The 13848-nt window shown below is 76.4% G+C and carries 14 protein-coding genes; 6 read left to right on the plus strand and 8 right to left on the minus strand.

Translation table 11 applies throughout. The features are described from left to right. The first annotated feature begins 39 nt into the window (after positions 1–39). Positions 40–879, plus strand: coding sequence for a DUF559 domain-containing protein (locus ACYVJ4_RS12650; protein ID WP_460460484.1), 840 nt, complete (start codon positions 40–42; stop codon positions 877–879). On the opposite strand, the gene crtI is transcribed toward ACYVJ4_RS12650, so the two are convergent. Then, positions 855–2369 (minus strand): phytoene desaturase family protein, encoded by a 1515-nt coding sequence (gene crtI / locus ACYVJ4_RS12655; RefSeq protein ID WP_460460501.1) that lies wholly within the window; start codon positions 2367–2369, stop codon positions 855–857. The genes ACYVJ4_RS12650 and crtI overlap by 25 nt on opposite strands. Before the next feature lie 2 nt (positions 2370–2371). Next, on the minus strand, positions 2372–3448 hold the full coding sequence (locus tag ACYVJ4_RS12660) for a polyprenyl synthetase family protein (protein WP_460460485.1): 1077 nt from the start codon (positions 3446–3448) through the stop codon (positions 2372–2374). Positions 3449–3548: 100 nt separating this feature from the next. Between ACYVJ4_RS12660 and metF the strand changes: the two genes are divergently transcribed. From metF to ACYVJ4_RS12675, 3 genes are all read left to right on the plus strand, one after another. After that, on the plus strand, positions 3549–4496 hold the full coding sequence (gene metF / locus ACYVJ4_RS12665) for a methylenetetrahydrofolate reductase [NAD(P)H] (protein WP_460460486.1): 948 nt from the start codon (positions 3549–3551) through the stop codon (positions 4494–4496). Continuing rightward, complete coding sequence (locus tag ACYVJ4_RS12670) at positions 4493–5104, plus strand: SIMPL domain-containing protein (protein WP_460460487.1); 612 nt, start codon at positions 4493–4495, stop codon at positions 5102–5104. The genes metF and ACYVJ4_RS12670 overlap by 4 nt, the downstream gene beginning before the upstream one ends. Before the next feature lie 95 nt (positions 5105–5199). After that, positions 5200–5748 carry a CDP-alcohol phosphatidyltransferase family protein gene (locus ACYVJ4_RS12675; RefSeq protein WP_460460488.1) on the plus strand — a complete coding sequence of 183 codons (549 nt, stop codon included), beginning with the start codon at positions 5200–5202 and terminating at the stop codon, positions 5746–5748. A gap of 4 nt (positions 5749–5752) precedes the next feature. Here ACYVJ4_RS12675 and ACYVJ4_RS12680 read toward each other — a convergent pair whose 3' ends face one another. Genes ACYVJ4_RS12680 through ACYVJ4_RS12700 form a run of 5 tightly spaced genes read right to left on the minus strand, consistent with a single transcriptional unit; the run spans position 5753 to position 10563 of the window. Next, positions 5753–7264 (minus strand): phytoene desaturase family protein, encoded by a 1512-nt coding sequence (locus ACYVJ4_RS12680; protein WP_460460489.1) that lies wholly within the window; start codon positions 7262–7264, stop codon positions 5753–5755. 16 nt (positions 7265–7280) lie between these two features. Continuing rightward, positions 7281–8408, minus strand: coding sequence for a glycosyltransferase family 2 protein (locus ACYVJ4_RS12685; protein WP_460460490.1), 1128 nt, complete (start codon positions 8406–8408; stop codon positions 7281–7283). Further along, complete coding sequence (locus ACYVJ4_RS12690) at positions 8405–9247, minus strand: carotenoid biosynthesis protein (protein ID WP_460460491.1); 843 nt, start codon at positions 9245–9247, stop codon at positions 8405–8407. Before ACYVJ4_RS12690 ends, ACYVJ4_RS12685 begins: the two co-directional genes overlap by 4 nt. Before the next feature lie 11 nt (positions 9248–9258). Continuing rightward, positions 9259–9846, minus strand: a complete 588-nt coding sequence (locus ACYVJ4_RS12695; RefSeq protein ID WP_460460492.1) for a DUF4126 domain-containing protein — start codon at positions 9844–9846, stop codon at positions 9259–9261. 9 nt (positions 9847–9855) lie between these two features. Beyond that, positions 9856–10563 carry a monooxygenase gene (locus ACYVJ4_RS12700; RefSeq protein ID WP_460460493.1) on the minus strand — a complete coding sequence of 236 codons (708 nt, stop codon included), beginning with the start codon at positions 10561–10563 and terminating at the stop codon, positions 9856–9858. A 239-nt stretch (positions 10564–10802) separates the two neighbouring features. Here ACYVJ4_RS12700 and ACYVJ4_RS12705 point away from each other — a divergent pair, with 239 nt between their 5' ends. Then, entirely contained in the window at positions 10803–12053 is a 1251-nt protein-coding gene (locus ACYVJ4_RS12705) for a patatin-like phospholipase family protein (RefSeq protein ID WP_460460494.1), read from the plus strand. Positions 12054–12200: 147 nt separating this feature from the next. After that, entirely contained in the window at positions 12201–12656 is a 456-nt protein-coding gene (locus ACYVJ4_RS12710) for an STAS domain-containing protein (RefSeq protein ID WP_460460495.1), read from the plus strand. A gap of 59 nt (positions 12657–12715) precedes the next feature. Here the strand turns inward: ACYVJ4_RS12710 and lexA are convergent, their stop codons facing one another. Further along, entirely contained in the window at positions 12716–13444 is a 729-nt protein-coding gene (lexA, locus tag ACYVJ4_RS12715; RefSeq protein ID WP_460460496.1) for a transcriptional repressor LexA, read from the minus strand. Between the last annotated feature and the right edge of the window lie 404 nt (positions 13445–13848).

The following is a 13848-nucleotide window of genomic DNA, read 5'->3' on the forward strand; positions in this document are numbered from 1 at the left end:
CGTCAGCAGCGGCGGCGGTGGCTGGTCCAGGCTCGTGCGGTGGACCCCGTCGTCGCGCTGCAGGAGCTGTCGGGCGCCGCGCGCTGGGCCGAGCTGGTCGCGCACGGCGTCAGCCCCAGGGCGGTGCAGCGCGCCTGCGACGAGGGGCGGGTGAAGGCTCTGGGATCCGGGCTGTACTGCCTGCCGGGTGCCGAGGCACATCCAGCGACCCGCGCGGTGGCCCTCTCCGGCGTCGTGAGCTGCTCGACCGCCGCCGAGTGGCACGGCCTGGACGTCTTCGGCCAGCAGTCCGTGCACGTCACCCTGCGACGCACGCCCCCACGCCGCAGCCGCGGGGTCGTGCTGCACCGGCGGGAGGTGGAGCGCGACACCCGCACGACCACCCTGCGCCAGACGCTGCTGGACTGCTGCCGCTGCCTGGCCGTCGGGCCGGCCGTCTCGGTGCGCGACAGCGCGGTCCGCCAGGGCCGGGTCGACGCCGACGAGCTGGCTCGGCTGGTGCCGCGCAGCGGCCCGTGGGCGGCGCGCGTCGCACGGGCCGTCGCCCTGGTCGACCCGCAGGCGCAGTCGGTGCTCGAGAGCGCGGGGCGGGTCCTGCTGGTGGAGGGCGACGTCGGCCCGGTCGTCAGCCAGGTGCGGTTCGCCCACGTGGGCTGGGTCGACCTGCTGGTCGGGGAGCGCCTCGTGGTCGAGCTCGACGGCCGCGCCGTGCACGGCGACACGTTCGTCGAGGACCGTCGCCGCGACGCGGAGCTGGTGCGGCAGGGGTTCGTCGTCGTGCGCTTCACCTACGCCGACGTCGAGCGGCGACCGGCGTGGGTGCTGCAGGTCGTGCGCGAGGCGCTCGCGGCCGGTCACCGGCGGGCTCGGGAGCGGTAGGTGGGGTCGACGCCGAGGACGCGCTCGGCCGCCAGCCGGCCCGACACGAGGACCATCGGGACGCCGACGCCGGGCTGGGTGCCCGAGCCGGTGAAGACCACGTTCTCGCCCCAGATGTTCTTGGGCCGGAACGGCCCGGTCTGGAAGAAGGAATGCGCGGCGGCGAACGGTGCGCCGCGCTCCATGCCGCGCGCGGCCCAGTCCAGCGGCGTCGTGACGTCCTCGACCTCGATCGCGTCGGCGAAGCCGTCGTAGCCGCGCGCCTCCAGCGTGGCCAGCACGTGCTCGCGGTAGCGCGGCGCGAGGGTGCGCCAGTCGAGCGGCGAGTCCAGGTTCGGCACCGGGAAGAGCGTGTAGTAGATCTCGCGGCCGGCCGGCGCCAGGGAGGGGTCGCTGCGTGTCGGGTTGGTGACCAGCACCGACGGGTCGCTCATCAGCTTCCCGGACGTGAGCTCCTCGAAGACCTCGCGCCAGGCGTGCCCGAAGTGGATCGTGTGGTGCGCGCCTTGGTCGTACCGGCGCCGCGACCCGGCCAGCAGCAGGTAGCAGGACGGCGAGTACCGCAGCCGCCGCACCGACCACGGCTGGCGTCCCAGCAGCTCGCGCTGCGCGACGGGCAGGTCGGGGTTGAGCACCACGACGTCGGCCGCGACCCGCTCGCCGTCGCGGGTGTGGACCGCGACCGCGCGGCCCCCGCGGTGCTCGACCCGCACGACCTCGGTGGAGGTGCGGATCTCGACACCGTGCTTCTCGGCCGCGCCGGCCATCGCCAGCGGCACCGCGTGCATGCCACCGCGGGGGAAGTACACCCCCGCCACGGAGTCCATGTAGGCGATGACGGCGTAGATGGCGAGCGCGTCGTACGGCGACAGCCCGGCGTACATGGCCTGGAAGCTGAACAGCCTCCGCGTGCGCTCGTCCTTCAGGTACTGCCCGACCTTGGGGGCGAGGCGCCGGAACGCCCCCAGCCCGACCAGCCGGGCCAGGTCCGGCGTCAGCAGGTCGAGCGGCGAGTCGATGTTGCGGTCGATGAAGTCGCGCATCTCGTAGCGGTAGAGCTTCGAGACGAAGTCGACGTAGCGCTCGTAGCCCGCGGCCTCGGCCGGACCGCAGACGGCGCGCAGCTCCTCGGCCATGGCGGCCGGGTCGGCGTGGACGTCGATCCGCGACCCGTCGGCGTGGAAGCTGCGGTAGAGCGGGCTGACCGGCTCCAGGTCGAGCCAGTCCTGCATCCGCTCGCCCACCGCGTCGAAGCAGTCGGCGATGAGGTCCGGCATCGTCAGCACCGTCGGCCCGTTGTCGACGCGGTAGGTGCCCGCGCCGTCCGGTGCGGCGAGCTCGACCACCCCGGCCCGGCCGCCCACCCGCGGCTCGCGCTCGAGCACCGTCACCCGTCGTCCGGCACCGGCCAGGCGCAGGGCCGCCGACAGCCCGGCCAGCCCGGCTCCCACGACGACGACGTGGTCGGTCGGCCCCTTGACCGTGCGCAGGCTCACGAGGCGCGCGCGGTGGCGGCGTCGACCAGCTGGCGCAGGACGTCGCGCGCCGGCTGCTGGACGTCGGCGGTCTCGAGCGCGGCCACCGCCTCGTCGGCGAGCGCCTCGATGAGCGTCTCGACGTGCGCCAGCGCACCCGTGCCGTCGATGACCTCCCGCAGCCGGTCGACGCCGGCCGGGTCGAGGTCGGGACGTCCGAGGTCGGCCGCGAGCACCGCCCGCTGCCCGTCGTCCCCGCGCGCGGTCGCCTCGGCCACCAGCACGGTGCGCTTGCCCTCGCGCAGGTCGTCACCCGCGGGCTTGCCGGTCTGCGCGGGGTCGCCGAAGACCCCCAGGACGTCGTCGCGCAGCTGGAACGCCTCGCCCAGCGGCAGCGCGTACGCCGAGTACGACGCCAGCAGGGCGTCGGACGCCCCGGCCAGCCGTCCGCCCACCAGCATCGGGTGCTCGACCGTGTACTTCGCGCTCTTGTAGCGGATCACCCGGCGCGCACGCTCGGTCGTGCCGCCGCCGGCGTCGAGCGGGAGCACCTGCTCCAGCACGTCGAGGTACTGCCCGCCCATGAGGTGCGTGCGCATGAGGTCGAAGACCGGCCGCGCCCGCTCGACCGCCTCGACCGGCAGCCCGCTGCGGCTGAGCAGCTCGTCGCTCCACGACAGGCACAGGTCGCCGGCCAAAATCGCCGCCGCCGTGCCGAACCGGTCGGCGTCGCCCTCCCAGCCGTTCTCGCGGTGCAGCGTCGCCATCCGCCGGTGGGCCGCCGGGCGGCCGCGCCGGGTGTCGCTCGCGTCCATCACGTCGTCGTGCAGCAGGGCCGCGGCCTGGAACAGCTCGAAGGCGCTCGCGGCCTGCACGACCTCGGGGACGTCGGGACCGCCCGCGCCGCGCCAGGCCCAGTAGCAGAACGCCGGTCGCAGCCGCTTGCCGCCGCTGAGCAGGTCGCTGATCGTCTCCAGCAGCGGGCCCAGCTCGTGGCCGAGCTCCTCCAGCCGCGCGGCCTGGCCGCTGAGGTGGTCGTCGACCGCCTTGTGCACGCGCGTGCGCAGGTCCTCGGCGTCCAACGGGTGCGACAACGGGTCTCCTCGGGGGTGGGGCAGCGTTCCCCGAGCGTATTGCGCGCCCACCTGGTGAGCACGGGCGCGGGCCGCCGGTGGCGCGGTTAGGCTGGCCGGCATGGCTCTCGGACTGCCCTCGACGATGCCGGACGGCGCGCCCACGGTGCACGAGAGCCTGCGCGAGCTGCTCGCGGGCGGCGGCCGGTCGTTCTCCTTCGAGTTCTTCCCGCCGCACGACGACGCCGGCGAGGCCGCCCTCTGGCAGGCGCTGCGCCGCCTCGAGCGGCTGCGCCCCACCTTCGTGTCGGTCACCTACGGGGCGGGCGGCAGCACCCGCGACCGCACCGTCCGCATCACCGAGCGCATCGCGCGCGAGACCACGCTGACGCCGGTGGCCCACCTGACCTGCGTGTCGGCGTCCGTCACCGAGCTGCGCACGGTGGTCGGCCAGTACGCCGACGCCGGCGTGCGCAACGTCCTCGCGCTGCGCGGCGACCCGCCGGACGGCCCGTCGGGCGAGTGGACGGCGCACCCCGACGGCTTCGACCACGCCGACCAGCTCGTCGCGATGATCCGGCAGATGGGCGCGTTCTGCGTCGGCGTCGCGGCCTTCCCCGACAAGCACCCCGAGTCGCCCGACCTCGACCACGACGCGCAGGTGCTGGTCGACAAGGCCGCGGCCGGCGCCGACTTCGCCGTCACGCAGATGTTCTTCGAGGTCGACGCCTACACCGCGCTCGTCGACCGCGTGCGCGCCAGGGGCAGCGACCTGCCGGTCGTCCCCGGCCTGATGCCGATCACCAGCCGGGCCCAGATCGAGCGCGTCGCCGGCCTGGTCGGCGCACCGGTTCCCGAGTGGGTCGTCGAGGGGCTGGCGCGTGCGGGCGACGACCCGGCCGACGTCCGGCGCGCGGGCATCGCCATGGCCACGCGGCTCGCGCGCGACCTGCTGGACGCCGGGGCGCCGGGTCTGCACTTCTACACGCTCAACCGCTCGACCGCGACGCTCGAGATCTACGAGGGCCTCGGTCTGGGCGCCGGCCTGAGCCCGGTGGCCGTGCCGTGAGCGTCACCGTCACCGGTCGCGGGAGCGCCAGCGCCACGCCCGACACCGCGCTGGTCGACCTCGGCTGCGAGGCCGCCGGCCGCACGCCGGACGCCGCCCTCACCACGGCGTCGCAGGCGCTCGCCGCGGTCCGCGAGGTGTTGCGCGAGGCGGGCCTGCCCGACAGCGCGGTGCGGTCCGCCGAGCTGGGCGTCTGGCCCGAGCACGACCGCGACGGCCGGCCGGACGGGTACCGCGCGGGCCTCGGCCTGGTCGCCCGGGTCGACGACCTCGACGCCCTGGGCGGGTTGCTGGGCACCGCCGTCCGGGCCGGGGGAGAGGCCAGCCGGCTGCGGTCGGTGCGGCTCGTCGTCCGCGACCTGACGGCGGCGCGCCGGGCGGCGCGCGAGGCCGCCTGGGGTGACGCCCGCAGCGCCGCCGAGCAGCTCGCCACGCTCGCGGGCCGCACGCTCGGCGCGGTCACGGAGGTCCGGGACGCCTGGAGCGGGGGCGACGACGGCCGCCCGCCGGGTCCGCGCTTCGCGCTCGCCGCCGACTCCGGCCCAGGCGTCGACGCCGGGGTGCTCGACGTCACGCACGCCGTGACGGTCACCTGGGACCTCGCCTGACCCGCGACGAGTACCTGGACGGCTGGGCCCGCCTGCACGGCACGGACCCCCGCGCGTCCCGGTTGGTCCACGGCTGGCTGTCCTTGTCCTACCTCGTGGCCCGCCCGTTCGTGGCCGCGCGCGTCGCGCCCGACGTGCTCACGGTGCTCGGGCTGCTGGTCGCGTGCGCGGTCGTGCCGCTCGCAGCGCTGGGTGGTCGGTGGCCGCTCCTGGCCGCCCTGGTCGTGGTGGTGTCCGGGCTGGCCGACAACCTGGACGGCGCCGTCGCCGTCATCACCGGCCGCACCACCCGCTGGGGCGCGGTGCTCGACGCGCTGTGCGACCGCGTGGCCGACGGCGCCGCGGTGGTGGCGCTCGCGGTGCTCGGCGCGCCGCCCTGGCTGGCCGCCCTCGCCGCGGGCACGGCGCTGGCCCACGAGTACCTGCGCGCCCGGGCCACCGCCGCCGGGCTCGACGACGCCGGCGTCATCACCGTCGCCGAGCGCCCGACGCGCATCATCGGTGCCACGGCCTTCCTGCTCGGAGCCGGCCTGTACGCGGGTTCTGCGTCGAGCTGGGCGACCGCCGGCGCCGCCTTCCTGGCCGCCGTGGGCGCGGTCGGGCTCGCCCAGCTGCTCGTCGTCGTCCGGCGCCGGCTGCGCTGACGGGTCAGGCCCGGCCGACCAGCTCGGCCACGATCGCGGCCGACAGGCCCACCAGCGGCAGCCCGCCCCCGGGGTGCGCGGAACCTCCGACGAGGAACAGCCCGGGCACCGGCGAGCGGTTGGCCGGGCGCAGGAACGCCGAGCGCGCGCCGTTGCTCGACGTCCCGTAGATGGCGCCGCCGACGCTGAGGGTTCCGCGCTCGAGGTCGGCCGGCGTGCGCACCTCGCGCCACACGACCCGGTCGCGGACGTCGAGGCCGCGGGCGGCCATGACGTCGAGCACGCGGTCGGCGTAGGAGGAGGCCAGACCCGGTGCGTCCCAGTCGATCCCGGCCGCGGGGTCGTCGACGGAGTGGCGCGGTGCGTTGACCAGGACGAACCACGACTCGTGCTCGGCGTCCGGCCGCAGGGCGGGGTCGTCGGGGGCGCTGACGTAGACGGTGGGGTCGGGCACGGCGCGCGGCGCGCCGCGGTGGGGCCCGGTGCCGAAGACCGCGTCGAACTCGTCGTCGTAGTCCTCGGGGAACAGCACCGTGTGGTGGGCGGGGTCCGGCGTCCGGCCGCGCAGCGCGAGCAGCAGGACGAAACCCGACAGGCTCGGCGTCGTGCGGGCCATGGCGCGCCGCGCCGGGTCGGCGGCCGGGTCGCGGACCAGGTCGGTGTAGAGGTGCGCGGCGTCGACGTCCGACACGACGACGTCGGCGTCGAGCACGCGCCCGTCGGCCAGCCGCACGCCGGCGGCCCGGCCGCCCTCGACCACCACCTCGGTGACCCGGGCCCCGGTGCGCACGGCGGCGCCGGTGCTGAGCACGCGCTCGTGCAGCGCCTCGCCGAGCCGCCGCAGCCCGCCGCGCACGTACCAGCCGCCGAACGTCTGCTCGACGTACGGCACGGTCGCCAGCGCCGCGGGGGCCCGGCGCGGGTCGGAGCCGGTGTAGGTCGCGTACCGGTCGAGCATCATCGCCAACCGGGGGTCGCGCAGGTACTGCCGTCCCAGGCCGCGCAGCGACTTCCACGGTGCCACGGTCGTGAGGTCGCCGAGCCGGCGGGCGAGCGGCAGCAGGGTGCGGACGCCGTCCAGGGGCGACTCCAGGAAGGGACCGCGGGTGACCTCCCACATCTGGCCCGCGCGGTCCATCAGCGCGGCCCACTGCGCACCCGCGCCGGCTCCGAGGGCGTCGTCCAGGGCGGCCACGGTGCGCCCGCGCGAGGCGTTGGGCAGGTCGAGCGGGGTGCCGTCGGGGAAGCGGTAGCGGCACACCGGGTCGACCGGCACCAGCTCGACGCTGCGCTCGAGCGCGGTGCCGGTCTTGAGGAACAGGTCGCGGTAGACCGCCGGCAGGGTCAGCAGGCTCGGCCCGGTGTCGAAGGCGAAGCCGTCCCGCTCGAACCAGCCGAGCTTGCCGCCCACGGCGTCCGACTGCTCGCACACGACGACGTCGTGCCGCTGGGCGGCGAGGCGGGCGGCCACGGCCAGGCCGCCCATGCCGGCGCCGACGACGACGATGCGAGCCACGCGGGCAGCGTAGGGCTCAGCCGACCGGGCGGCCCTTCCAGGTCAGCGTCCCGCGCGCGTGCTCGCGCAACGAGCGGGCCGTCAGCCAGGCGAACGTCGCCACGGACACCGGGTGGGCCAGCGCGTCCGGCCACACCCGCGCCCGGGTGCGTCGTCCGGTCAGCACGCGCCCGGCCACGCCGGCGGCGTAGCCCAGCGCGCCCACGGGCGAGCCGCCCAGCGCCGCCACCGCCGGCCAGCCGTAGGTCGCGAGCATCGCGCCGACCACCGCCGCGCCGCCGGCCGGGCTGCCGAACGCCGACCACAGCGACTTGGTGTAGCCCTCGCGCAGGTCGTCCCAGCTCTCGTACATGCGGCAGGTGGCCAGATCGGTGCCGTCGGTGACGACCCCGCGACCGCCGGAGAGCTTGACCGCGCGCAGCAGCGCGAGGTCGTCGAGGACGGCGTCGCGCACCACCGCGTGCCCGCCCGCGCGCTCGTAGGCGGCGCGGTCGACGGCGAGCAGCTGGCCGTTCGCGGCGCCCAGGGTCGGCCGGGCCGACCGCTCGGCCAGGCCGAGCGGCAAGGTCGTGAGCCACGACCACTGCAGCAGCGGCTGCACCAGGCGCTCGGCCGGCGTGACGGCGAGCTGTCGCGGGTACGGGCAGACCAGGTCGAGGCCGGTGCCGCGCAGCTGCGCGACGGTGGCGGACACCGCGTGCGGCGCGAGCACGACGTCGGCGTCGACGAAGACCAGCAAGGTGCTGGCGCTGCTCGCCTCGCGGGCCAGCTGCTGGCAGGCCCACGGCTTGCCCAGCCAGCCGTCCGGCAGGTCGGCGCCGCTGACCAGCCGGACCCGCGCGTCGTGCTCGCAGACCGAGCGCACCAGCTCGGCGGTGCCGTCGGTCGAGCAGTCGTCGAGCACCACGAGCTCGGCCCGGTGGGCGCACTCGTCGAGCGCCACCACCAGCGCGCGCAGGGCCGGCTCGAGCCGGTGCGACTCGTCACGCACGGGGAGCAGCACCGAGACCCACTCGTCGGGGGGCTGGGGCGCCGCCGGCGGCCGCCGCAGCTGCCGCAGGTTCCACGCCGTGTGGGCGGTCAGGGCGACGGAGGCCGCGGTCGTCGTCCAGGTCAGGGCGCGGGCGACCCGCCCGCCGCTCACGGCCGGCCGTCCCACCACAAGAACAGGTACGGGACGACGACCACGCCCATCGCGACGCCGCCCCACACCGCGACCCAGGGGCGGTCGAAGAACACGGCGTTGCCCAGCGCGGAGCCCGCCCAGGTCCACGCGAGCAGCGCGCCGGGCACGCCCTCGGCCGCCGAACGCCCTTGCGGCAGAACGCCTTCGAGCACCGCCACCATGACGACCGCCACCAGCAGCCAGCCGGCGAAGTTCGTCAGCGGCACGCCGGGCACACCCGGCAGGCACGGCGTCGGGTGCGCCCACGTCCAGTGCCCGGCCGCGACCATCTGCGGGTCGAGGAACAGGTCCCACGCCGCCAGCGCGAGGCCTCCGGTCGGCACGACGACGAGCGACGACGGCTCCGGACGGCGCGACCGGCGGGCCGCGGCCCGGGCCAGTCGGCGGCCGAGCAGCAGGCACGGGTAGGCCATCATCACCCAGGCCAGCGGCACCACCACGGGCACACCGGCCACCTGCGGGCCCAGCGTGCCGGCGTAGGCGTACTCGCCGAAGGGCAGGCCGGTGCGCACGCCGAGCGCTTCGGCGCCCAGGCCGAGCCCCCCGGCGAGCACCAGCAGCCCGAGCGCCCAGAGCACGCCCCGCGTCGCCGCGGCGTGCAGCACGGATGCCGCGGCGAACAGCAGCACGGTGGCGATGGTCAGCAGCCGCAGCGGCTCGCCGTCGGTGAGCGGGTAGGCGATCTGCGCGAGCACGGTGGCGGCTGCCAGCACCGCCGACACCGCCCGCAGGCCGGAGCTCGTCCGGGCCGGGCGGGCGCCGGCGCCGGGAGGCGGCACGTGGGCGCGGACGGTCACGAGCCGGGAGTCTAGGGCTGGGGCGGGCCGGCCGGACGCGGCGTGCTCCAGCCGCGCCACCAGGCGCGGGCCCGGCGGACCCGCTTCCAGAGCAGCACCACCAGCGTCGCGCCGACCACCAGCAGCACCGCGGCGATCACCGCTGCCACCCAGGGGTTGAGCACGGCGAGCGACACGACCCCGGCGACCGTGAGGTCCTCGCCGGTGCTGACGACGACGTTGCTCGCGGGCTCGGGCGAGGTGTTGACCGCGGCGCGCAGCCCGGCCTTGACGACGTGGCTGGCCAGCGCGCTCACGCCGCCGGTCGTGGCCATCACCGCCTGCTCGAGCGAGCTCGCGTCGCCGGCCAGCAGGGCGCCGAGCGCGGCGCCCACCACCGGTCGCACGACGGTGTGCACCGTGTCCCACACCGAGTCGACGTAGGGGATCTTGTCGGCCACCAGCTCGACCAGGAACATCACGGCGGCCGCGACCAGCACGTCGGTGCGCTCGAGCGCCGGCGGCACCGCGTCGACGCCGGCGAACCGGCCGAGCACGCCCATCAGCAGCACCACGGCGTACGCGTTATCCCGCTCGCCCAGCCGGAGGTGAAGACCCACGGCAGCAGCTCAGCGCCCATCACGCGCTCCTCCCAGCTCGCCCGCGACGTCGAGGACCTCGAACCGCGCGAACAGCTCCTCGACGTACCAGCCTTCCAGCGCGGTACGACGGACCGCCTCGACGTGCGGTTCCCGCCGGTGCGCGAACTCCGTGAGCGCCTGCGCCGAGTCCCACAGGCTGAAGGTGCCCTGCAGCCCCACCGGGGCCTCGCCGACGCCGAGCGCGAGCCGCAGCCCCGGCACCTGGTGCAGGTCGGCCGACACCGGCGGCACGGCGCGCCAGAAGGTCAGCGCCTTGCGCGGGGCGATCCGGGCGCGGGTGATGCTGGCGACCGGACCGTCGACCCGCCGCGGGCGCGGGTCGCCGAACGGGCGGTGCCCCGACCACTCGCCGCGGCTGCTGACCGGCCGCAGCCGCACCACGAGCCGCTCGGTGGCGACCCGCTGCCACGACCGCAGCACCCGGTGACCGCGCTCGAACCCGTCGGCCGCGGCGTCGTCGTCCCAGACGGTGAGCAGGGCCCAGCGCCGCGGGTCCGCGTCGCGCGCGGTGAAGGTGCGGCCGCTGCCGGTGCCGAGCAGCTTGCGGAACCGCAGGCCGGGCGTGCCGGCCAGCTGCCGTCGTCCGGTGGCCATGCGCAGCACCGCCCGCGGGACGTCGCGCCCGCGCACGCCCCACACGTGCAGCAGCACGGTCGGGACGTCGGGGGCGCTCACGCGCACACCGTAGGACCTGGCGCGTCTGAGTACCTCGCGCGGCACCGCCTGAGTACCTGCACGGATCCCGCGGCCGGACGACGGGGACAGGCTGGGAGCCGCAGCGTGGGGGTGCGGTGCGACACCGGGCGGTGGCCGGCAGGAGGGGACGGCCACCGCCCGGTCGGGTCCGGAGTCGGTGCGGGTCGGCGCGGGGCGTCGTCCCGCGGTTGACGGAGGGGCCTGGCAGGGTCGCGGTCATGAGCGAGCCGACCGACCCGCCCGTGGGCGACCTGCCGGTCGTGCGCGACTCGCGCTTCCGCGAGCCCACGGCCTCGCCCCGCTCCCGGCACGGCGTGGGCCTGTGCCTCTCCGGCGGTGGCTACCGCGCCGCGCTGCTGCACCTGGGGGCCCTGCGCCGGCTCGACGAGCTCGGGGTGCTGGCGCAGGTCCGCACCGTCAGCGGGGTCTCCGGCGGGTCGCTGGCGGCGGCCGCCCTGGCCCACCCGGGCCTCGGCTGGCCGGATCCCGGCGGCGAGGGGCTGCAGCGGGTCGCCGGCCTCGAGCCGCTCGTGGGTGGAGCGCTGCGGGCGCTGACGAGCCGCAACGTGCGCACACCGGCGCTGCTCAGCCGCCTGCTGCCCGGGGGCCGCGGGGTGCGCGGGCTGGCGCGGCTGCTGGCCGAGCACCCGCCGTTCGACCGGCCCCTGCAGGACGTGCGTCCGGGGCCGCGGCTGGCGATCGGGTCCACCGACCTGGTCTTCGGCGTCGACTGGGTCGAGTGGACGGCGACCGCCGGCGCCCCGGCGTCCGTCGGCTCCTACCGGGCCGGCCACGCCGCACCGGACGACGGCTGGCGGCTGGCCGACGCCTGCGCCACCTCGTGCGCCGACCCTCCGTGGTTCGCGCCGCGCCGGGTGCCGGCCGAGCTGGGGTTGCGGCTGACGGGCGGGCACGTCGAGGTCGAGACGCCCGAGCGGCACCGCGAGCTGCGCCGCCGGCTGCAGCTCGTCGACGGCGGTGTCTACGACAACCTCGGGCTCGAGCCGGTCTGGCGCACGCACGCCGACGTCCTGGTGAGCGACGGCGGTGGGGTGTTCCGCGCCCGCACCCAGCGCACGCTGGTGGGGCGCCTGGCCCGCTCGCTGGAGGTGCTCGGACGGGCCGGCAGCAACACCCGGCTGCGCTGGCTGCACGCGGCGTTCGCCCGAGAGGTCCTCGGCGGCTGCACCTGGGGCGTCGACGACGTCGTCGGCCGCGGCTACCCGTTCGCCGTCGTCGAGGCCGTGGCCCGGGTGCGCACCGACCTGGACGCCTTCTCGACCGCCGAGCAGCAGGTGCTCGAACGGCACGGGTATTGCGTCGCCGACCACGCCGTGCGGCGGCACGCCGCGTCGTTGGTGCGCGGCGACGCGCCGTTCGAGCCGCCGCACCCGCAGGTCGCCGACCCGGACGTCGCGCTCGCGGCCTTGCGCGGGTCGGACCGGCGCACCCTGCTCGGGCGCTGGTGAGGGCGCGCGTGATCTTGCTGGCCGGTTCGCCCCCTCTGCCGGGTTCGGTGGGCTAAGGTCGGCCTCGACGGTCCAGAAGTGCGGCGGTCTTCATCGCTGATTCCTGCGCCGTGTCGGGGCGACCCAGGACCGCTGAGAGGTCGCCCCATGTCACTCGCCGAGTCCCTGCCCACCGTGCCCGACCCCCCGGCCGGCCCGCTCTCCGCGCCGTTCGCGGCGCTGCCCGCGCCCACGCGCCCGCCGGACCTGCTGCGCAGCGTGGTCGGGCCGTCCGTGACCGCGCTGGACGCCGGGTCGGTCAGCCTGCTGGTCGACGCCGACACCTCGGTGCTGGTGGTGCTGCACGGCGCGGTCGACGGCGGCCTGCAGGACGACGTCCGCGACCTCGTCGAGGACCTCGTCACCAACGCGGTGCAGACGTCCGGGCGGCCGGTGCGCGTGCTGGCCGAGCAGGTCACCCGCTTCGAGCTCACCGGCGTGTGGCTGCTGCTGGAGCTGCGCCGGGCCGCCCGGCCCGAGCGGGTCACGCTCGTGCGCCCGTCGGAGGCCGTGCGCGACGCGATCGCGCTGCACGGCATCAGCGGCCTGGACGTCGAGGACTGACGGGGCTGACGGAGGCGGGCGCGCAGGGGCGCCCACCTCCGCCGGCTCGTGGCGGGGTCTCAGACCCGGCGCAGGACCGCCTGGACGCGGCCGAGCACCACGGCCTGGTCGCCGGGGATGGGCTCGAACGCGGGGTTGTGGGGCATCAGCCAGACGTGGCCGTCGCGGCGCTTGAAGGTCTTGACCGTCGCCTCGCCGTCGATCATCGCCGCGACGATGTCGCCGTTGTCGGCGGTCTGCTGCTGGCGCACGACCACCCAGTCGCCGTCGCAGATCGCGGCGTCGACCATCGAGTCGCCGACCACCTTGAGCAGGAACAGCTGGCCCTCGCCGACGATCTGGCGGGGGAGCGGGAAGACGTCCTCGACGGCCTCCTCGGCCAGGATCGGCCCGCCCGCCGCGATCCGGCCCACGACCGGGACGTACGACGGCGCGGGCCGCTGGTCGCCCGAGCCGGTCGGGTCGACGTCGTCGGGCAGCGCGCCCGCCGCCGGCGCGGAGCTCGTGGCCGGCGCGTCCGGCGACATCACCTCGATGGCCCGCGGTCGGTGCGGGTCGCGGCGCAGGTAGCCCTTGCGCTCGAGGGCGGTGAGCTGGTGGGCGACGCTGCTGGGGCTGGCCAGCCCGGCGGCCTCGCCGATCTCGCGCATGCTCGGGGGGTAGCCGCGCCGCTCGACGGCGTCGCGGATCGTCTCGAGCACCCGGCGCTGGCGCGTCGTGAGGCCGTCGCCGCCGTCCCGGTCGGGCAGCTCGTGCACGTCCGCAGACGGGCGGTCCTCCGTGGCCATGCGTCCTCCCGGGGCGGGCGTGATGAGCTCGACTGGGGGCGAGCGTAGGGCCACCAGCACCCCGAGTTCAAACACCTGTTCGAACGTGTCGCCGTCCGGCGCAGCCCGTGACGCGTGGGACGGGCGTTGTCGGTGGCGTCTGATGAGGTGGTTCTCGAGCACGAGGCAGCGCACCGGTCGAACATCCGTTCGACGCAGGGCTCGACACCAGCCGGGTCCTGGTGCTACAACTCGTACAGGCGTTCGATCGAACACCCGTTCGATCCTCTTCCCAGGAGGCCCCGATGACCGCGATCACCCTCACCGCACCGAGCTCGTCCTTCGGCCGCACCCGCCCGGCGCCGGTGCGCCCGGCGCGGGGTCGACCGGCTCCGCGCGCCCAGCGCGCCCGCGCCACGGCGCAC

It is taken from the genome of Angustibacter peucedani, from assembly GCF_054779595.1.

Bases quoted from the DNA above. Each gene is read 5' to 3' on its own strand.
- metF (WP_460460486.1), top strand. From the start codon at position 3,549: ATGGCTCTCGGACTGCCCTCGACGATGCCGGACGGCGCGCCCACGGTG.
- ACYVJ4_RS12705 (WP_460460494.1), top strand. From the start codon at position 10,803: ATGAGCGAGCCGACCGACCCGCCCGTGGGCGACCTGCCGGTCGTGCGC.
- ACYVJ4_RS12710 (WP_460460495.1), top strand. From the start codon at position 12,201: ATGTCACTCGCCGAGTCCCTGCCCACCGTGCCCGACCCCCCGGCCGGC.
- lexA (WP_460460496.1), bottom strand. From the start codon at position 13,444: ATGGCCACGGAGGACCGCCCGTCTGCGGACGTGCACGAGCTGCCCGAC.